Annotated in this window: 21 protein-coding genes; 12 read left to right on the forward strand and 9 right to left on the reverse strand. The window is 68.4% G+C overall.

Features of this window, described 5'->3' with window-relative positions:
- Positions 1-2 precede the first annotated feature (2 nt).
- Complete coding sequence (locus ACFCYE_RS01045; protein WP_376175691.1) at positions 3-1,214, forward strand: McrC family protein; 1,212 nt, start codon at positions 3-5, stop codon at positions 1,212-1,214.
- Positions 1,215-1,244: 30 nt separating this feature from the next.
- Here the strand turns inward: ACFCYE_RS01045 and ACFCYE_RS01050 are convergent, their stop codons facing one another.
- The gene (locus ACFCYE_RS01050; protein ID WP_376175692.1) at positions 1,245-1,829 is read right to left on the reverse strand and encodes a TetR/AcrR family transcriptional regulator; all 585 of its coding nucleotides are present in this window, start codon (positions 1,827-1,829) and stop codon (positions 1,245-1,247) included.
- Between the two features lie 76 nt (positions 1,830-1,905).
- On the opposite strand from ACFCYE_RS01050, the gene ACFCYE_RS01055 reads away from it, so the two are divergent.
- The 3 genes from ACFCYE_RS01055 (at position 1,906) to ACFCYE_RS01065 (ending at position 3,982) form a co-directional block, all read left to right on the forward strand.
- Positions 1,906-2,901, forward strand: a complete 996-nt coding sequence (locus ACFCYE_RS01055; RefSeq protein ID WP_376175693.1) for an SDR family NAD(P)-dependent oxidoreductase — start codon at positions 1,906-1,908, stop codon at positions 2,899-2,901.
- An 85-nt stretch (positions 2,902-2,986) separates the two neighbouring features.
- The gene (locus tag ACFCYE_RS01060; protein WP_376175694.1) at positions 2,987-3,373 is read left to right on the forward strand and encodes a VOC family protein; all 387 of its coding nucleotides are present in this window, start codon (positions 2,987-2,989) and stop codon (positions 3,371-3,373) included.
- A gap of 123 nt (positions 3,374-3,496) precedes the next feature.
- A complete protein-coding gene (locus ACFCYE_RS01065) occupies positions 3,497-3,982 on the forward strand; it encodes a pyridoxamine 5'-phosphate oxidase family protein (protein WP_376175695.1) in 486 nt (161 codons plus the stop codon).
- A gap of 9 nt (positions 3,983-3,991) precedes the next feature.
- Here ACFCYE_RS01065 and ACFCYE_RS01070 read toward each other — a convergent pair whose 3' ends face one another.
- From ACFCYE_RS01070 to ACFCYE_RS01085, 4 genes are all read right to left on the reverse strand, one after another.
- Positions 3,992-4,555 carry a dihydrofolate reductase family protein gene (locus ACFCYE_RS01070; protein WP_376175696.1) on the reverse strand — a complete coding sequence of 188 codons (564 nt, stop codon included), beginning with the start codon at positions 4,553-4,555 and terminating at the stop codon, positions 3,992-3,994.
- 82 nt (positions 4,556-4,637) lie between these two features.
- Positions 4,638-5,834 carry a MalY/PatB family protein gene (locus ACFCYE_RS01075; RefSeq protein WP_376175697.1) on the reverse strand — a complete coding sequence of 399 codons (1,197 nt, stop codon included), beginning with the start codon at positions 5,832-5,834 and terminating at the stop codon, positions 4,638-4,640.
- 126 nt (positions 5,835-5,960) lie between these two features.
- Positions 5,961-6,119 carry a hypothetical protein gene (locus tag ACFCYE_RS01080; RefSeq protein WP_376175698.1) on the reverse strand — a complete coding sequence of 53 codons (159 nt, stop codon included), beginning with the start codon at positions 6,117-6,119 and terminating at the stop codon, positions 5,961-5,963.
- Between the two features lie 102 nt (positions 6,120-6,221).
- Positions 6,222-6,449, reverse strand: coding sequence for a DUF2188 domain-containing protein (locus ACFCYE_RS01085; RefSeq protein WP_376175699.1), 228 nt, complete (start codon positions 6,447-6,449; stop codon positions 6,222-6,224).
- Positions 6,450-6,580: 131 nt separating this feature from the next.
- On the opposite strand from ACFCYE_RS01085, the gene ACFCYE_RS01090 reads away from it, so the two are divergent.
- Both ACFCYE_RS01090 and ACFCYE_RS01095 read left to right on the forward strand, forming a co-directional pair.
- Positions 6,581-8,104 (forward strand): ATP-dependent DNA ligase, encoded by a 1,524-nt coding sequence (locus ACFCYE_RS01090; protein WP_376175700.1) that lies wholly within the window; start codon positions 6,581-6,583, stop codon positions 8,102-8,104.
- A gap of 30 nt (positions 8,105-8,134) precedes the next feature.
- Entirely contained in the window at positions 8,135-8,539 is a 405-nt protein-coding gene (locus tag ACFCYE_RS01095) for a nuclear transport factor 2 family protein (protein ID WP_376175701.1), read from the forward strand.
- On the opposite strand, the gene ACFCYE_RS01100 is transcribed toward ACFCYE_RS01095, so the two are convergent.
- Genes ACFCYE_RS01100 through ACFCYE_RS01110 form a run of 3 tightly spaced genes read right to left on the reverse strand, consistent with a single transcriptional unit; the run spans position 8,520 to position 10,216 of the window.
- Complete coding sequence (locus tag ACFCYE_RS01100; RefSeq protein ID WP_376175702.1) at positions 8,520-8,927, reverse strand: YrdB family protein; 408 nt, start codon at positions 8,925-8,927, stop codon at positions 8,520-8,522. The genes ACFCYE_RS01095 and ACFCYE_RS01100 overlap by 20 nt on opposite strands.
- Positions 8,928-8,966: 39 nt before the next feature.
- Positions 8,967-9,278, reverse strand: a complete 312-nt coding sequence (locus tag ACFCYE_RS01105) for a hypothetical protein (protein WP_376175703.1) — start codon at positions 9,276-9,278, stop codon at positions 8,967-8,969.
- The gene (locus tag ACFCYE_RS01110) at positions 9,275-10,216 is read right to left on the reverse strand and encodes a hypothetical protein (RefSeq protein WP_376175704.1); all 942 of its coding nucleotides are present in this window, start codon (positions 10,214-10,216) and stop codon (positions 9,275-9,277) included. Before ACFCYE_RS01110 ends, ACFCYE_RS01105 begins: the two co-directional genes overlap by 4 nt.
- A 198-nt stretch (positions 10,217-10,414) precedes the next feature.
- On the opposite strand from ACFCYE_RS01110, the gene ACFCYE_RS01115 reads away from it, so the two are divergent.
- The 3 genes from ACFCYE_RS01115 to ACFCYE_RS01125 are packed head-to-tail and all read left to right on the forward strand — an operon-like array spanning position 10,415 to position 12,872.
- The gene (locus tag ACFCYE_RS01115) at positions 10,415-10,708 is read left to right on the forward strand and encodes a hypothetical protein (RefSeq protein ID WP_376175705.1); all 294 of its coding nucleotides are present in this window, start codon (positions 10,415-10,417) and stop codon (positions 10,706-10,708) included.
- Positions 10,705-12,357: a hypothetical protein gene (locus tag ACFCYE_RS01120; protein ID WP_376175706.1), complete on the forward strand. Its 1,653-nt coding sequence runs from the start codon at positions 10,705-10,707 to the stop codon at positions 12,355-12,357. The genes ACFCYE_RS01115 and ACFCYE_RS01120 overlap by 4 nt, the downstream gene beginning before the upstream one ends.
- Entirely contained in the window at positions 12,354-12,872 is a 519-nt protein-coding gene (locus ACFCYE_RS01125) for a hypothetical protein (protein WP_376175707.1), read from the forward strand. Before ACFCYE_RS01120 ends, ACFCYE_RS01125 begins: the two co-directional genes overlap by 4 nt.
- Positions 12,873-12,876: 4 nt before the next feature.
- On the opposite strand, the gene ACFCYE_RS01130 is transcribed toward ACFCYE_RS01125, so the two are convergent.
- Positions 12,877-13,497: a MerR family transcriptional regulator gene (locus ACFCYE_RS01130; protein WP_376175708.1), complete on the reverse strand. Its 621-nt coding sequence runs from the start codon at positions 13,495-13,497 to the stop codon at positions 12,877-12,879.
- A gap of 71 nt (positions 13,498-13,568) precedes the next feature.
- On the opposite strand from ACFCYE_RS01130, the gene ACFCYE_RS01135 reads away from it, so the two are divergent.
- From ACFCYE_RS01135 to ACFCYE_RS01145, 3 genes are all read left to right on the forward strand, one after another.
- Positions 13,569-14,072 (forward strand): DUF4188 domain-containing protein, encoded by a 504-nt coding sequence (locus tag ACFCYE_RS01135; protein ID WP_376175709.1) that lies wholly within the window; start codon positions 13,569-13,571, stop codon positions 14,070-14,072.
- Between the two features lie 94 nt (positions 14,073-14,166).
- Positions 14,167-15,855 (forward strand): hypothetical protein, encoded by a 1,689-nt coding sequence (locus tag ACFCYE_RS01140; protein ID WP_376175710.1) that lies wholly within the window; start codon positions 14,167-14,169, stop codon positions 15,853-15,855.
- 115 nt (positions 15,856-15,970) lie between these two features.
- The gene (locus tag ACFCYE_RS01145; protein WP_376175711.1) at positions 15,971-17,269 is read left to right on the forward strand and encodes a protein kinase; all 1,299 of its coding nucleotides are present in this window, start codon (positions 15,971-15,973) and stop codon (positions 17,267-17,269) included.
- Positions 17,270-17,335 lie beyond the last annotated feature (66 nt).

The raw sequence follows: 17,335 nt of genomic DNA on the forward strand, positions 1-17,335 counted from the left end.
GCATGAGTTGGAATGCCTTCGACCTTCGGACACAGGAGGTCACCGAGAAGGGCGAGTCTCTCGTCTTTCTCAGCGCTGCGCAGGCCGCGCGTCTGCAGGAGATGAAGTTCTGCCGCGTGTCGCCAACTAGCGACATCAGCGTCTGGCGAGTCACCGACGTCACCCGAGTCGGCGTGGTGGCAATCGACAATCTGCGGTTAGTGGTCCACCCGAAGACGCCGTTGCGGAGCCTGATCTTCATGGCCTCACATAGCGGGGAGCAGGCCGAGGTCCGCGACCGGTCTTTCGCTTTCGATGCCGACCAGGGCCTGCCCGCGGCGCTCGCCTCAGCGCTGATCGACGCTGCCGGACAGGCAACGAGCCGCGGGCTACTCAAGGGATACATCGCCACTGAGGAAACAGGTGTCGTGATCCGTGGTCGCTGGGATATCGCCCGACAGCTTAGATCACGCCCCGGCATACCCATCCCAGTCGAACTCACGTATGACGACTACACCGAGGACGTGTCGGAGAATAGGCTTCTCAAGGCCGCACTGCGCTCCCTGGTCAGGCTCGAACAGCTCCCACCCTCGGTGCTTGACAGCCTCAGCTCGCTACTCACGCTGTTCATCGATGTGTCTGATATTGGTGCTGGTAGTCCCGTAAAGATGCCGCCGGAGAGTCGGCTGAACGCGCACTATCAGCCGGCGCTTCGCCTTGCGCGCTGGATCCTCGAGGCCATGTCGTGGGCCCACGCGGAGGGCACGCGCGGCGGATCGACATTCCTCCTCAACGTCGCTAAGGTCTACGAGACTTTCATAGGCGAGGTGCTTCGCGCGACCTTGCATCCAGCTGGCTTCGATGTGGATCTGCAGGTTTCCGACTGGCGTCTGGATGAAGCCGGCGAAGTAAAGATGCGACCGGACATCGTGATCTCGCAACACGGCCGTGTCGTTACCGTCGCCGATACCAAGTACAAGGTGTGGGGCGGAGACGCCGGATCCCCACCCAACGCGGACGTTTATCAGGGACTGGCGTACGCTGTCGCGGCTAGAGTACCCGAGGTGCACTTACTGTATGTCTCGGGCGACGTGAGGCCTCGGCGCTACGAGATCTCTACGACAGGGACGACCGTTGTTGCGCACGCTGTCGATCTGAGCGGGACGCCGCACGAGCTGGTTGCGAAGGTAAGTGAAGCGGGGCTAGCTCTGGTCGATCGAGGTTCGGCTCCCTAAGCATCGGAACGCTGTCTGTAGGCGATCGCGCTATCCTGTCGAATCGGGCGCGACAACCCCCCGCATGAGCACCCCCACCAGCGCATCCACCTGCTCCACACCGAGCACCTTCCCCTGCAGCGCCGCATAACTCGCCATCGCGACGAACTGATCCGCGATCACCTCGGCATCCACATCCGCCCGCACTTGGCCAACTGAAACAGCCAACGCCAGCCGCTGCGACACCCACCCGCGGATCGGCGCCGCCAGCTTCTCGTTCAGCGCGGCACCGAGCTCGGCATCCGTCGCCGTGACGGCGATCAGCGCCCGCGCAAGCGCCACGCCCTCGGCATCCCCCAGCGAAGCGGACATGGCCGAGAACCAGGCCCGCAGATCCGTCTCCAGATCGTCCGTCATCGGCAGCGCGACATCCGCCCCGGGCAACGACCCGCCCAGCAGCGCCTCCCCCAGGATCGCCGCCTTCGACGGCCACCATCGGTAGATCGTCTGCTTCGAGACGCCGGCCGCGGCGGCCAGGCCCTCGATCGAGACCGAGGAATATCCCTCCTCGGTCAGCGCGACGCGCATCGCCGCCAAGACGGCTTGACGTGCTTGCTCACTACGAGGACGAGGCATCCTCCGAGCGTAACCAGGCGTAGACTCAAAAATAAGTAGACGCACCGTTGCGAAATACCCGAGCAAGGAGACGAATATGGCCCTGACCGCACACTCCACCATCGGCGAATGGCTGAACGACCCGACCGGCGGACCGCTCATCCGCGGCCTGTTCGAGAAGACCGGCGCCGATCCCGAGGTCCTCACCCCCGTGCTCGGCCTCCCCCTGCAGCAGCTCGTCGCCATGAGCCAGGGCGCGCTGCCCCAGTCCGTCGTCGACGACCTCGTCCGCTCCGCCAACGACGGCGACATCCCCGAACCCGACGCATCCGAAGGCTGGACCGAGAAGCCCACCGCCGGCCGCTTCGCCGGCAAGACCGTGATCGTCACGGGCGCGGCATCCGGAATCGGCAGGGCCACGGCATCCCGCATCGCCCGCGAAGGCGGACGCGTCATCGCCGCGGACATCTCCGCCGAGAAGCTCGAAGCCCTCGTGGCCGAGCTCCCGGAGATCGTCACGATCGCCGGCGACCTGACGAAGCAGGATGCCATCGACGCCGTCATCGCGGCCGCCGGCGACCGCATCGACGGCCTCGCCAACATCGCGGGCATCAACGACGACTTCTCGCCCGCAGGCGAGACGTCGGATGCCGTGTGGGACCGCGTGATCGCCATCAACCTCACCGCACCGTTCAAGCTCATGCGTGCGGTCCTCCCGATCATGGAGGCCGCCGGAACCGGCGCAGTCCTCAACGTCTCCAGCGAGGCGGGCCTGCGCGGCAACGCCTCCGGAAACGCCTATACCGCCAGCAAGCACGGCATCATCGGCGTCACGAAGTCCGCGGCCTTCATGTACGGACCGAAGGGCATCCGCGTGAACTCGGTCGCTCCGGGCGGCGTCGCCACCGGCATCCCGATGCCGCCGAACATGTCCGAGTACGGCTCCGGCCGCCTAGGCCCGTTCCAGCAGGCGATCCCGACCGTTGCGACGGCCGAGCACCTCGCCGCCTCGATCACGTTCCTGCTGTCGGACGACGCCGTGAACATCAACGGTGCCGTGCTCGCCTCGGACGGTGGATGGTCGGTGCAGTAAGGCCGCGATGCGCGGGGCGAATCGTATCGTCCCGCGCATGCCACCCCCTTGTTCGGCCGCCGGACACCGACCTACGCTGTCCCGCATGTTGAAGATCGTGTCGATCGTGATCCGCGTCAACGACCTCCCTGCGCAGTCCCGTTTCTGGCAGGCTGCGCTCGATTACGTCGAGCGGGACCCGGCGGAGGACGATTGGGTCGTCCTCACACCACGTGATGCGGACACTCCCTGCGTTGCCCTCGATGCTCGTCATTCCGAGCGGGTCCTGCCTCCACGCATCCACCTCGACATCTACGCCGAGGATCAGGCCGCAGAGGTGCATCGACTCGCTGAGCTCGGCGCCCGCGAGGTGCACTGGGACAACCTGCCGGACGATGCCGACTACGTCATCATGGAAGACCCCGAGGGCAACCGCTTCTGCATCGTCGATCGTCCCGACTGGTCGGGTTGGGGTCAGCGGCGAGAACGCTGACGGTCGAGAGAGCCGGACGCCCCGTACTCGCTGCTCGCCCCAGCCTCAACCCCCTCGGCGCATTCCCCTCGAGCGGGCATCGTTGCGTGCACAGCATCCAACGACAGAGAAAGGTGCGACACCATGACTGACACCATCGACGAGCGCAAGAAGGTCGCCGATCTCATCAAGGACTTCCGCTTCGCGATGTTCGTCACCCGGCACGCGGACGGCAAGCTGGTCGCGCATCCCCTCACTGTGCAGGAGGCGGAATTCGACGGCGACCTGTGGTTCCTCGTCTCGAAGCGCTCGTCTCCGGTGGCAGACCTCGCCGCCGACTCGGACGCGAACGTCTCGTTCAGCTCCTCCGACTCGTGGGTGTCGCTCTCCGGCACAGCGCGCCTCGTCGAGGACCGGCAGAAGATCGAAGAACTGTGGAACCCGGTGGTCGGAGCATGGTTCCCCGACGGACCGGACGACCCCTTCGTCGGCCTGCTGAAGTTCACCGCCGAGTCGGCGGAGTATTGGGACAGTCCCGGCGGAACGATCGCCAGCGCCTTCAGTTTCGTGAAGTCGAAGCTCACAGGAGAGCAGTACGACGGCGGCGAGAACGCGAAGGTCGATCTCTAGGAGCGCGGGTCAGCCGACGACGGGCCGATAACGGTTCGCGACCGCTCCCGACCGGAACTCGCGCCGATCCACGAGCTCGAGGCGGATGCTCTCATGCAGGCCGTCGAGCAACCTCGGGCCGTGGCCGGCGACAACCGGATGCACGACGAAGGTGTACTCGTCGATCAGCCCCCGCTCGGCCAATGCCAGCGGAAGAGTCACTCCGCCGACGGCCAGCCCCTCGCCCGGTTGTTCTTTGAGGCGCCGGACGGCCCGATCCAGGTCGCCGTGCACCAGATCGGCGTTCCAGTCGACGGCGTCGAGCGTGCTTGAGACGACGTGTTTCGGCGCTCGATCGATGGCCTCGGCGAACGGGATCTCCCACTCGCTCATCCAGTCGGGCCACACCCCCGAGGCGGGCCGCCGCCACGCCGACTCCATCATCTCGTACGTCACGCTGCCGTACAGCAGGGCGTCGGCCCGCTCGATGTCGGCGGTCCAGAAGCGCATCAGCTCCTCATCGGGCGCCACCCCGGCCTCGTGATGGACGCAGCCGTCGAGCGTGACGTTGATCGAATACCGCAGTGGTCTCATGCGCCGATCTCCTTCGAAGCGCGCGGGCGGGTGTCACCGGATGGGACTCAGAGTAGTCCCGCGCCGACACTCAGCTGGAGAGTCACCCTCGCCGGACGGCCGCACCCATCGCCGCGAGCGCCTCCTCCAGAATCGGCTTCGGTGTGGCGAACACCACGCGGACGAAGTCCTCGTACCCCTGCCCCAGCAGCCGCCCCTCGGTGAGCACGACTCCCGCCTGCTCGCGGAAGAACTCCGCCGGCGCGCCGGGGATGCCGAGTCGGGCGACGTCGATCCAGCCGATGTACGTCGCCTCCGGCGCCCGATACACGGCCCCCGCCAGATGCTCCGTGACCAGCGAGCCGAGCAACGACCGCGAACCGTCCAGATAGTCGATGACCCCGTCGAGCCAGGGCTTGCCCGACCGGTACGCGGCCGTCGACGCCACCACACCGAGCGTCGCCGCGCCGTGCTGCACTGAGAACCCGAAGCCGCGGTAGAGCTGCTGATCGGCGTCGTTCGAGGTGATCAGCTGCGCGGTCTTGAGCCCGGGGATGTTCCACGCCTTCGATGCGCTCGTGCCGGTGATCGTGTGCGCGGCGGTCACCTCCGACACCGACGCATACGGGACGAACGGGCGGCCGTCGAAGCGCAGCGGCGCATGGATCTCATCGGCGAACACCCGGCCACCGTGCCGCTCGACGATCTCGGCGATGGCTTCGAGCTCGGCTCGGTCGGCGATCGTCCCGGTCGGATTGTGCGGATTGCACAGTACGAGGGTTCGGGCGCCGGCGGCGAACGCCTCGTCGATGCGCTGCAGGTCGTGCTGCCACCGCCCGTCGACCTCGCGGCCAGGAACTTCGATCACCGGATGCCCGATGGTCGGCAGATACGTCAGGAACGGCATGTACGCCGGCGTCGGCACGATCACCGGCGAACCGGCAGGCGCGTACTCCTCGACCGCCACCCGGAGCACCGCCATCACATCCGACACGGGATGCACGCGCTCCGGGTCGACCGCCCAGCCGTACTCGTCGCGCATCCAGTCAGCGGCCGCGACGCCGAGCTCCGCGGCCAGCGAAGGCGACAGGTAGCCGAGGTTCTCCTCATCGATCGCGCGGTGCATGGCCGCTGCGATCTCGGGAGCGACGCCGAAGTCCATCTCGGCGACCCAGGCGCCGATGCGCCCCGGGTGCAGGCTCCACTTGCGGCTCTCGGGCCGATCGAGGTGGAACCGGGTCCGGCCGTCGAACGGATGCTGTCCCGTGCGCGCGGCGGTCGTGGTCTGGATGTCGGACACGCGGGACTCCTTCGCAGCAGCGGGAACACCCAATCTAAGGACGTTCCCGCACTGCCGCACATCGCATGACCGCGCATGACACAGGGCCACGCGGCTACGAGGGCGCGCGGCCGTTCTGACGGCGGGTCAGGTCTTCTTGCTGCCGCGACGCACGAAGCCGAAGACGAGGGTGCCGACGAAGAGGATGAGGCCGATCACGGCGAGCCAGAACAACCCCTCGAAGACGAAGCCCACCACCGAGAGCACAGCCCAGGCGACCAGCAGGATGACGAGTACGGTCCACATGATGGTCACGATACGCGCGCACCGTGGGCGCGTGACGGGGGTTGACAGGACGCGATCGCGGAGGGCGGGCGGGCGGGCGGGCGAAGCGTCGCCTCCTCCCGGTCAGCTCATGAGATCCCGCGGGTGCCGGTCGTAGACGTTCGCGTCCTCCGACGGGCCTTCCTCGGTCCGCACGGTGTGCTGCACCTGGCGCGCCGCTGCAGCCCCGCGCCCGACCTTCACGGCTTCCGCCTGTGAGGTGAAGCTGGCGCCCAGTGTGCGGGCCTCTCCCTCGATGCGGTTGAACCAGATGCCGTCCCGCTGGAACGTCTCGATGTCGCCTGCAGCCATGCCATGTTCCTTCCTTCTGCCTCCTTCTTACGTCAGCGGCCGGGGCAGAACGAGGGCCTTGACACATTTCAACGGTCAGCCAGTACCCTCGCCCTGTTCCCGATGTCGCACCCCGGTGCGACAATGCCGTCATGAAGCTCTCCGAGCTCGTCACCACCGCCGCAGAGGTCGCGGCGACGTCATCGCGCCTCGCAAAGATCGATGCTCTCGCGCGGCTGCTCGCGCGCGCAGAACCGGATGAGGTCGCTCCGCTGACCGGCCTGCTGCTCGCGTCACCACGGCAGGGCAGGCTCGGAGTCGGCTGGCGCGGACTCGCCGCGCTCGACCTCACGCATGCCGACGAATCCACCCTGACGATCGCCGACGTCGATGACGCCCTCGATGCGCTCGCTACGACATCCGGAACGGGATCGGCGGCCGTCCGCACCGGCACCCTGACCGACCTCGCCTCCCGCGCCACCGCCGCGGAGTGGGACTTCCTGGCCCGCGCCATGCTCGGCGAACTGCGCACCGGCGCGCTGGGCGGGGTGCTTCTCGATGCGATCGCCCGGGCATCCGATCGGCCGGTGGCCGCCGTGCGACGGGCCGCGATGCTCTCCGGCGACCTGGGCGAGACCGCCCTCCTCGCCCTCACGGGCACCGAACAAGACCTCGACGAGGTCGGGCTCGTCGTCGGTCGTCCCGTCCTGCCGATGCTCGCCGCCACCGCCGCGACGCCCACCGCGGCCCTCGAGCTCACCGGAGAGGCATCCGTCGAGTACAAGCTCGACGGTGCGCGGATCCAGGTCCATCGACACGGCGATGATGTCGGCATCTACACGCGCAGTCTCGCCGACATCACCCATCGCGTGCCCGAGATCGTCGAGATCGTCCGCTCGCTTCCGGCACAGGACCTCATCCTCGACGGCGAGACCCTGGCGCTCGACGAGGACGGCGGGCCACGACCGTTCCAGCAGACCATGTCGCGCTTCGGCGCCGACGTCTCGCGCGAACTCGTGCTGCGTCCCTGGTTCTTCGATCTGCTGCACGTCGACGGCCGCGACCTTCTCGACGAACCGCTCTCCACCCGCCTCGCCGAGCTCGACCGCATCGCCGGCGAGTGGCGGATGCCGGGCATCGTCACCGCCGACCCGGAGGCCGCCGAGCAGCTGTCCCGCGACGCGCTCGGCGCCGGGCACGAGGGCATCCTCGTCAAGGCGATCGACTCCGCCTACGCGGCGGGCCGACGAGGAAAATCCTGGGTCAAGGTCAAACCCGTGCTGACCTACGATCTCGTCGTCCTCGCGGCGGAATGGGGATCGGGACGTCGTCGAGGCAAGCTCTCGAACCTGCACCTCGGCGCCCTCGACCCGGACGGCGAGTTCGGTGAGCCTGGCGGCTTCGTGATGGTCGGAAAGACCTTCAAAGGGCTCACCGATGAGCTGCTGCAGTGGCAGACCGACACGTTCCCGGACTACGAGACCGATCGCTCGCCCTACGCGGTCTTTCTGCGCCCTGAGCTCGTCGTCGAGATCGCCATCGACGGCGTGCAGCAGTCCCCGCGCTACCCCGGCGGCATCGCCCTGCGCTTCGCTCGGGTGAAGGGCTACCGCCCCGACAAGACCGCAGCGGATGCCGACACGATCCAGACCCTGCGAGCGCTGCTGCGGGGGTGATCTGTCCGAGGCCGAACTTAGGATGCCGTCATGAATGCCGGACTCGCGCTGCACGGACTCATGACCGCGATCGACGAGAAGCGCTGGGACGATCTCGCGTCCTACCTGCACCCCGAATTCGTTTGCCGACTCGCGCACACCGGCGAATCGTTCAACCGCGACGATTGGATCCGGTTCAACCGCGACTACCCCGGATTCGAGCATCTGACGATAGAAGACTTCGTCGCGGCCGAGACCGAGGCGGCCTGCCGATCGCACGTCACCGGTCACGGCGAGGCGGGCCCGCAGCATTTCGAATGTGCGAGCTTCGCCCGCATGCGGGACGGTTTCATCGTCGGACTGACCGAGATCTGGACGGACGTCGAGCAGCAGGCACCTCCGGGCACCCGTCCGACGCCGAGTTCCGCAGACCCGGCTACGCCGCCCGCGACCTGACGAACGTCGTGATGGCGACGTTCGCCGCCGCGACGACGGCGAACACGACGGCCGCCACTGCGCTGCCCACGCCCGACAGCGCCAGCACTCCGGCCCCGAGAGCGACCACCTTGACCGCCACGACTCCCGCCACCGGCAGGCGGACGCGCGCCCGCGGCGAAGCGAACGTCCCCCACAGCACCACCAGCACCCCGACCGCAGCGAACGCGATCAGAATCCGCACCCACCACGGCACGTCGAGCAGCAGGGCCCACCAGGCGACGAACACCAGCATCGCGATTTCGAGCAGAAACGCCAGGATGGCGTTGAGCATGACGAGTTCCCGGATCGGCGATGTGTAGCGGGACCACTCCGGTTCGAGCGCGGCGGGCGAGTGGGTTGAGTGCACGGTTCCATGATGACGCCTCCGCGCCACCCCTCACCTTCCTCAGCCGAGATCGAGCTGCGCTCGCCCGTCTCCCAGATAGAAGACGTACACGCTGCGGCCCACCTGCATCTGCCGAAGCCGCTTCGCGGGGATCGTCTCCCGACCCTCGATCAGTTTCGGCCTGTTGTCCTCGACCCACGACGCGCGGTACCGAACGGTCACCGCGCCCGTCTCGCTCGTGCCTACGTGACGCACGTCATCCAACCGCACACGGATACGACGACCGTGCTTGCGGAACTGCCGATCACGGATGAACAGCGAGACGATGAAACCGACCAGGATCACCACGACGATGAGGACGACCAGCGTCACGATGGCACCGCCGCGTCCATGCCCGAGGCGTCCGCCGCAGCCGGCCGCGTGGTCCACCCGGCCCGAACGAGGGTGCCGACCACCGCGATCGCCGCAGCCAGCACGGCCGGCCACCACATCTCCGCCAGCGCCAGCGGGAACAGCTGCACGGATGCCTCGGCCATATCTGCCAGGTTCCCCTGCAGCACCCGCATCCCGAGCCCGTACCCGATCGCGGTGAACAACGCGGGCACCACCCACACCGACAGCAGCGCGACGGTCCACACGACCAGCCGACTCGGCGGGCGCACCCCGCACCACACCAGTGCAGCGCCCACGATGATGGCCGGCAGCCAGTAGCCCACCAAGGAGATGAACGGCGGCGGCCCCATCGGGCCGGCGAACGCGCCGAACCACCGCGTGACCCAGCCGGCGAACGGCACGGCGGCAAGGGCGATCCCGAAGGGCGACATGGCGACCGACGACCGGGACGTCATCCACAGACCCAGCTGCGCCATCAGCGCCGCCACGATGGTCCCGCCCAGCAATCCGCCGAAGTACAGCACCGCCCGCGAGCCCGCCGACCCGCCGGCGAGTCCGAGGCCACCGGCCAGCACGAGGAAGCTCTGCAGCGCGGCGAAGACGTGCACGAACGCCACCCCCAGCGCCGCCGGCCACAGCGACAGGGCACGGCGCCGTCGCGCCACGCGGACTGCGACACCGGCGAAGACGCCACCGAGCAGCACGAGAGAGAAGAGCATCGTCACCGAGTACTGGCTCAGCGGCAGCAGGACGAACGGCATCGCCTCGGGCATCACCTCTGTCGCCCAGAGATTCTGCAACGGCAGCGTGCCGGCGACGACCCAGGGCAGCAGTCCCAGCACCGCCCCCGCCACTCCGATCGCGAACGGTAGAAGCCTGCTGGGCGTCGCCGCAGACGCGGGCGGAGCTTCGGTCATGCTCACACGCTGGCACAGGATGCCGGAAACACCGCACCCCGGCGGAAGAACGATGATCGTGTCGCCGGGCAGAACTGCCCATTCCGCCGCCGAGCCGATCACCTAGGCTGATGCTGCTCGTGGCGCCGCCACGATACGCCAGGCGGACATCTCCGCTCCGGCGGAGAGAGATTCGAACGAATACCGGGGGGCGTCTTCGTGACGGATGTAGCGATTTTCCATGCCGATCTCTACGAGGCCGGATCCAACTTCTCGTCGGCGTCGATCGACCTGCAGTCCGATATCACCTCTCTCATCGGCGATGACCCCGGTGTCGAAGCGCCGATCGGACGAAACCAGCTGAGGGCGGAACTGAACCGCCGCGTGGACGAGCTGCACGACGCGGTCTTCTCGCACTGGGAGGCGAGTTCCGCGCTCTCCTCCTCCGCCTTCGCCATCACGTCGAAGTACTCCCTCCTCGACGAGGAGTTGTCTGGCGAGAACACGCCGTGACCCTGACCTCCCCTGTGCACGGGTATCCGCTGGAGCGGATCACCGGGAGCGTCGACCAGATGGCTCAGTGGGTCGGTCAATTCGATGTGGTCGCCGAGCATCTGGGCGCCGCGCGAAGCGCGGCAGGGCGCGCGACCGGGCTGCCGGGAATGGGTAAGGCCGTGACGAGATTGCGGACTGATGCTCTCGAGGTCCTGTCGACGATCGGCCCGCACGTCGCACTCGCGCAGACGCTCTCTTCGGTGCTGACCGCCTACGCGAACGCGCACGAAGCGCATGCGAGCAAGGCGAATGCGCTGATCGAGGAGATCGAGACCGCACACGCGGCGTGGAAGGTGCTGAACGCCGCGTCCGATCATGCCGGCCGCGGTGCTCTCGCCGCGTCGTACGGCAGTGATCCGGTGGCTCTGCAGGTGGCGGAGGATGCCGCCGCCGACGCGATCGCGGATCGCGAGGCCGCTGAAGCGGCGCTCGACGACCTCTGGGCCCGGTACGACCACCACTTCGGCGCCTGGGAAGAAGCGTACGACGCGGCCGTGCGCGGCCTGCTGGGCGACATGAGCGCATTGTCCTCGCTCGAATCGCGGAACCTGCTCGCCGATCTCCTCGCCGCAGACGCGCCGGCGGACGTGCTGGCGCTGTGGTTGTCGCACCCCGAACTGCACGAGGAGCTGCTCGCCGCTCACCCGGAGATTCTCGGCGGGATGGACGGGCTGCCCGCCGCGCTGCGCGTGCGAGCGAACCAACTGAACGCGCAATCCTGGATCGAGGCCGCGCAGGCGGAGCTGGCCACGGCATCCGTGAGCGACGAACGCGCCGCGTTCCTGAAGAACGAGATCAGGTATCTTCGTGAGGTCCAAAGCGGAGACGTGATGCTGTATCTCTACGATCGTGACTTCTCTCGCATCGTCGAGGTGATGGGAGACCTCACGACGCCTCCGGATCGCGTGATCACGTACGTCCCCGGCACCTTCACGAGCCTCGACAGCTTCTACGGCGGTCATGCGCAACAGGTGGCCGGCGAAATGGTGCGCGCGGTGCCCGGCACGCTGGCATTCGTCTACAAGGACGGCCTGTTCCCCGGCGAGAACCCCGACACCGGCGGCGCGAACCTGTGGCGCATTCTCGAGGCGAATGACCAGGCGCGCGCGGAAGAGGCCGGCAGACAGCTGGCCCGGTTCGAGGCCGGCATGCGGACGGACCCCCTGTTCGCCGGCGTGGAGCACGACGCGTTCGGACACAGCTGGGGCCTGGCCAACGTCACCAGCGCCGAAGCCGCAGGAGTGGAATACGACACAGTGATCTCGCTCTCCGGCGCCGGGATGCCCCCGGACTGGGAACCGGATCCCGAGACCACCTATGCGGATCTGTCGTACGACGACATCCTGCAGACCGGACAGGACCTCGGCGCAGTGTGGGACGGCAACAACCCCCGCTCCCATCCGGCCTTCGAGCACGGCGACTACTACGTCGGCCCTGAGGACGAGGTGCTCGACCAGGCGTCGGTCGGCAATTCCGGCGGCTATCCGTCGATCTACATCCCACCGGATTCCGTCCGCGTGCTCATGGAGAACCACGATCTGATCGCATCGGACGATCCGGACAACCGGGATGCTCTGCGCGACATGGCCGAGCTGGTGGCGAAATGACGACGCGGCGCGGCGGAACGATCCTGGCGGTGGCGCTGATGGCGCTGACGCTGACGGCCTGCGCGGAACCCCAGACAGCCCCGGAGGAGACGACGAGCATGATCACGTGGCAACAGGCCAAGGCCGCGACGCAGGCGAAGGAGCTGGAGATCGCCGCACTTGTTCCCAGCGAGGATGTCGCCGGCATCGACCAGAACGCGAAGGGAGGGCTCTTCACCTGCGACGAGACGCAGCACCGCTGGAAGGGCATCACGACGGTGCGACTCGTGCCCGGCGCCGATGCCGAGGCCATCACAAAAACCATGGAGGAACAGGTCGACACGCTCTTCCCCGAGGGCGACTTCGAGGTGTCGAACCGCCGCGGCATCACGGACAAATACGTGGCGACCGTGGAGTCGCCGACGACCGGAGAGGGATATCTGTTCGGCGAGGGCCAGCCGGGCACCATCGTCATCGACTCGTACTCCGTGTGCTTCACCCTGCCGGAGGACACCTACCCCGGCGGCGACTTCTGAGCGTTCAGTCGCCCGTCTTCGTCCCGCCGAACCGCTCCGCCGACGCGACCTGCTCGGCGACCCGTCGCAGCGCGAGCAGCAGCGGCTCGACCAGCACCGACCCGAGCACGACGTAACGCACGGCCGCCTCGGCGGAATCGGACGGAGTGGCGGCGATCTCGGCATCCGCGATCACCCTGATGCTCTGCAGATACACCGGCAGGACCCCGTCCGGCACCGTGAATCCGGCCCGCTCGAGCCCGTCCAGCGCGCGCGCGACGTCCCCGAGCACGTCGGGATCGCAGGTGCCGGGCTTCCACCCCAGCCCCTCCACGAGGCGTTCCGCCTCGGTCAGATCGACGCCCTCGTCCACGGGGCGGGTGATGGCGGCATGCGCCGCGCCGAGCAGCTCGTGCGCGCTGCCGGGCGGGGCATCGAGCGTGGCGAGCACGCGTCGCGTCTCCGCGACGCTCACCCCGGCATCCAGCAAGGCTCGGATCACGCCCAGCCGCTGGACGTGCAGCGAACCGTACGCTGCCTGGGTGGGCGCACTGCGCTCCCCCTCGGGCAGCAGCCCCTCGCGCAGGTAGTACTTGATCGTCGGCACGGTCACGCCGCTCTGCGCCGACAGTTCGGAAATCCTCATGGCCACCTCTTGACATCGATAGTAACGCTATCCAATATAGATAGTGACGCTATCCAATCAGGGAGAACACCATGGCTCGCATCATCCCCGGCCGCATGACACACCGCTACGACGGCGAGCTGGTCGTGTTCCACATCGGCATGCAGATCAACCGCTGGTGGCGGCCCGACCTCTGGCTTCCGGCCTTCTTCGCCATGCCGCGGATGCTGAAGGAGCTGTCCCTCGACCCCGAATCAGGCTTCCTCGGCTACGAACTGCTCTTCGGCGGCGGCGGTCCGTACGTCGTGCAGTACTGGTCGTCGGTGGAGAAGCTCTACGCCTACGCATCCGCGCCGTCGCAGGAGCACCGGCCGGCGTGGACCCGCTTCAACCGCGTGGCCCGCAAGGCGCCGGGGGCCGTCGGCGTCTGGCACGAGACGTTCCTCGTCGAACGTGCGGAGAGCGTCTACGTGTCGACGAAGCCGATGGGTCTCCCCCAGGCGACCGAGCTCGTCCCCGTCGGCCGCCGGCAGGACCGCGCCGCAGCGCGCTTCGCGGAGGGGCAGACCCGCCACGGCGATCCGGTCGCGTCCTGACGTCGTGAGCGGAATCGCCGCCGTACCGAGCCAGGCGGCGAATCACGGAGCAGCCTCCGCGACCTCGCCGAAACGCGTGCCTACACTCGCAACCATGGTTTCCGCCGACGTCGTCACCCCCACGCAGGCGGAGGATCTCGCTGCCCGAATCCTCACCGCACGAACGCACCCGCTCGTGCTCGTCTCGACGGAGCCGGACGGCGGATTCGCCTTCGATTTGGCCCGGCTGCGGCGTGAGCTGGACGGGCTCGCCGATGTCATCACGATCGAGACCGGCGCGGTGACCCGCCATCTCGAGCACCTGCTGCCGCCGAAGACGCACGCGTTCGGAGGAACGGCCCGGTCTTATCCCATCGACTTCGGCGCGGACCCGGCCTGCGCCCGCTCGCACCTGCGCTTCCCCGACCACGCGAACACCGAGGACCTCATCGACGACGCGCTCGCGCAGAACGTGCAGCGCCGAGTCGAATCGTCGCCCTCCCCCCGCGTCCGACGCGCCACCGGCATCGTGCAGGGCTTCGTCGCCGACGGCAGCCGCGCGATGGTGCGCCTCGACGACGGCACCACCGTGACCGGGACCGCCGCCCTGCTGCCGCCGGACATCCCTCTTCTCGCCGCGCTCGTCGTCGGCGAGCGCACCGGCGGGATCCTGGACGGCACCGAGCTGCACCCCGAGCCGCTCGAACCGGACCTGGATGCGTTCCCGGACGGGTCGCACACCCTCGCCCTCGTCGTGAGGATCACGGAGCTGCGCGCGACCGTGCAGCTGCATCCGCGCATCTCCGCCGTGCTGCGCCGCGGCGACGTCGACACCGGCGACGGCCCCGTCGGCGACGTGCTCGCCGTGGGAGACGTGATCCGCGTGCGCATCAGCCGGCAGCCGGGAAGACCGCCCGCACTCAGCCGAACCGACGCCGACCCGGATGCCCCGCTGGTGCCGGCGCTCCCCCTGATCGTCGGCGGTGCGCCGTGGCTCAGCGAGGATCGCCATCCGCAGCCGCCATCGGATGCCGCCGCGCACGCCCCCACCGCAGATCAGGGCTCTCCGGCATCGACCGCGGCGACTGCCTCCCTGATTCCGACACCGGCCGACCTTGCGACCCGCACCGATGTGACCGCCCTGGCTCACCAGATCACGAGCCTGCGCAGCGATCTCCTCGCGCTGACGAACCTCGTCGCCCGCGGCGCGGGCTCACCCGCCGTGGACGACGACGAGCTCGAGCGGCTCCGCACGGAGAACGAGCGCCTGCGCACCCAGCTGGCCGACGAACGCGCCGAACGGGCGACCGCCGAGGCGAACCTCGGTCACGCCGAGCAGGACCGCCGCGAGACCGGCCGGGCCCTGCGCGATGCCCGCCGAGCCGCCGAGCGCTCGCATGTCGACACGACCGCCGACGGCATCCGCTTCGAGATCGAACGCACCTGGGGCAACCGCACCGCCCCCGGAGAACGAGGGCGCTGGCCCCTGCGCGAGTACGCGCTCGGCGATGACTTCATCGAGTCGCTCGACCCGCTCGACGAAGGTCAGCTGAGCAAGGCGATCCGCACCTGCGTCGACGCCATCACCGGACGCGACCGCGAGATCCCGGCGCGCGAACTGCATCGTCTGCGCACCGGCGAGGGCGGCGGGGACTCGTACGTGGTCCGCGAGGACGGCGCCCGCTGCATGCGCTCCAGCGTGGAGCAGAACGTCGCAGGCGCGCGGCGGTTGCACTACTGGGAGCTGCCGGGCGGAGGCGTCGAGCTCGGACGGATCGTGCACCACGACGACACGCGCCCCTAGTCTGTGAGCGGGGCAATCATCCTTTCGCCGAGACGTCAAGGGCGCTGACGAACACCCGCTGTCCGGTTAGGTTCGTTCGAATGCATGACCCGAATGCACGCATGAGGAGTTCGCGATGACGCTGGAAGTCGTATCGCCGACGGCCGCTCTGCTCGACAGCAGGTACCTGCTCGAGGAGCCCGTCGGCAAGGGCGGGATGGCGACGGTCTATCGCGCCGAGGACACCCACCTCGGACGCACCGTGGCGATCAAGATGATCCACGATGGCGGCGGCGACGCGGAGAGCTCTGTGGACCGCGCGCACACCGAGAAGGCGCTGCTCGCCTCGTTGAATCACCCCTCGCTGGTCACCCTGTTCGACGCCAGGCTGGAGCGCACCGGAGCGCAGTACCTGGTGATGGAGTACATCGACGGGCCGACCCTGGCCGCCCGCATGGCGGAGGGACCGATCCCACCTCCACAGCTCGCGCGCATCACGCGGGATCTGGCGAAGGGCCTCGACGCGGCGCACGCCGCAGGGATCATCCATCGCGATGTGAAACCGTCGAACGTGCTCATGGCGCCCACCGGCGACCCCGGTATGCCCTGGGCGGCGAAGCTCGCCGATTTCGGCATCGCCTGCTCGGTCGAGCGGAGCCCCATGACTTCGCCGGGCATCGTGCTGGGAACGCTCATGTACATGGCCCCTGAGCAGCTGAGCGACTCGGACCCGGGTACGGCGGTCGACGTCTTCTCGCTGGGCCTGGTCGTGCTCGAAGCACTCACGGGCGAACCGGGATATCCCGCTGTCGGTTCGGACCGGCGGGCCGCCGTCATGCGATTGAGCGTGCCCCCGACCATCCCCGACACGGTCGACGCCGAGTGGCGGGATCTGCTGGAGCGGATGACGCGGATCGACCCCGCGGAAAGGCCGACGGCCGCCGAGGTCGCCCGTGCAGCGCGCGCTCTCGCGAAGAGGAGCGGAACAGCCCCGTACGCGGCAACGGTGCCGGCACCGGCACCGCACACGGATGGGCCAGGCACCACGCATGACCGTAAAGCGCCGCCCACCGCACCGACCACCGTCCTACCGCCCGCCGCCGCAGACTCGCGCGTGCGCCGTCGCATCGGGCTGGGTGCCGCGCTGGTCGCCGTGCTCGCGATCGCCACCGCCGGCACGGCCGCGCTCACCGAACCTGCGACGGACTTCCCCCGCGTCGCCTCCGTCACCTCGCTCCGCTCGGCGGACGCGTCGACCGAGCCGCCCGCCCCCGTCGAGGAAGCACCTGCCCAGGTCGTGACCGAACCGACCGACGACAACAGCGGCCAGGGGAACCAGGGCAAGGGCGACGACGGACAGGGCAATCAGGGCAATCAGGGCAAGGGAAACAACAACGGCAACGACAAGGGCAACGGAAAGGGCAAGGACAAGTGAGCCCGGCGCCGTCCCCGGGTGCCGAGAGCCACGTCCGGGGCCGCTGAAACCGGGACGACCCCGCGC

It is taken from the genome of Microbacterium sp. NPDC056234 (assembly GCF_042267585.1).
Taxonomy (GTDB): Bacteria; Actinomycetota; Actinomycetes; order Actinomycetales; family Microbacteriaceae; genus Microbacterium.

Excerpts from the sequence above, each read along its gene's own strand:
- ACFCYE_RS01045 (WP_376175691.1), top strand. The coding sequence starts at position 3 with ATGAGTTGGAATGCCTTCGACCTTCGGACACAGGAGGTCACCGAGAAG.
- ACFCYE_RS01050 (WP_376175692.1), bottom strand. The coding sequence starts at position 1,829 with ATGCCTCGTCCTCGTAGTGAGCAAGCACGTCAAGCCGTCTTGGCGGCG.
- ACFCYE_RS01055 (WP_376175693.1), top strand. The coding sequence starts at position 1,906 with ATGGCCCTGACCGCACACTCCACCATCGGCGAATGGCTGAACGACCCG.
- ACFCYE_RS01060 (WP_376175694.1), top strand. The coding sequence starts at position 2,987 with ATGTTGAAGATCGTGTCGATCGTGATCCGCGTCAACGACCTCCCTGCG.
- ACFCYE_RS01065 (WP_376175695.1), top strand. The coding sequence starts at position 3,497 with ATGACTGACACCATCGACGAGCGCAAGAAGGTCGCCGATCTCATCAAG.
- ACFCYE_RS01070 (WP_376175696.1), bottom strand. The coding sequence starts at position 4,555 with ATGAGACCACTGCGGTATTCGATCAACGTCACGCTCGACGGCTGCGTC.
- ACFCYE_RS01080 (WP_376175698.1), bottom strand. The coding sequence starts at position 6,119 with ATGTGGACCGTACTCGTCATCCTGCTGGTCGCCTGGGCTGTGCTCTCG.
- ACFCYE_RS01085 (WP_376175699.1), bottom strand. The coding sequence starts at position 6,449 with ATGGCTGCAGGCGACATCGAGACGTTCCAGCGGGACGGCATCTGGTTC.
- ACFCYE_RS01090 (WP_376175700.1), top strand. The coding sequence starts at position 6,581 with ATGAAGCTCTCCGAGCTCGTCACCACCGCCGCAGAGGTCGCGGCGACG.
- ACFCYE_RS01095 (WP_376175701.1), top strand. The coding sequence starts at position 8,135 with ATGAATGCCGGACTCGCGCTGCACGGACTCATGACCGCGATCGACGAG.
- ACFCYE_RS01110 (WP_376175704.1), bottom strand. The coding sequence starts at position 10,216 with ATGACCGAAGCTCCGCCCGCGTCTGCGGCGACGCCCAGCAGGCTTCTA.
- ACFCYE_RS01125 (WP_376175707.1), top strand. The coding sequence starts at position 12,354 with ATGACGACGCGGCGCGGCGGAACGATCCTGGCGGTGGCGCTGATGGCG.
- ACFCYE_RS01130 (WP_376175708.1), bottom strand. The coding sequence starts at position 13,497 with ATGAGGATTTCCGAACTGTCGGCGCAGAGCGGCGTGACCGTGCCGACG.
- ACFCYE_RS01135 (WP_376175709.1), top strand. The coding sequence starts at position 13,569 with ATGGCTCGCATCATCCCCGGCCGCATGACACACCGCTACGACGGCGAG.
- ACFCYE_RS01140 (WP_376175710.1), top strand. The coding sequence starts at position 14,167 with ATGGTTTCCGCCGACGTCGTCACCCCCACGCAGGCGGAGGATCTCGCT.
- ACFCYE_RS01145 (WP_376175711.1), top strand. The coding sequence starts at position 15,971 with ATGACGCTGGAAGTCGTATCGCCGACGGCCGCTCTGCTCGACAGCAGG.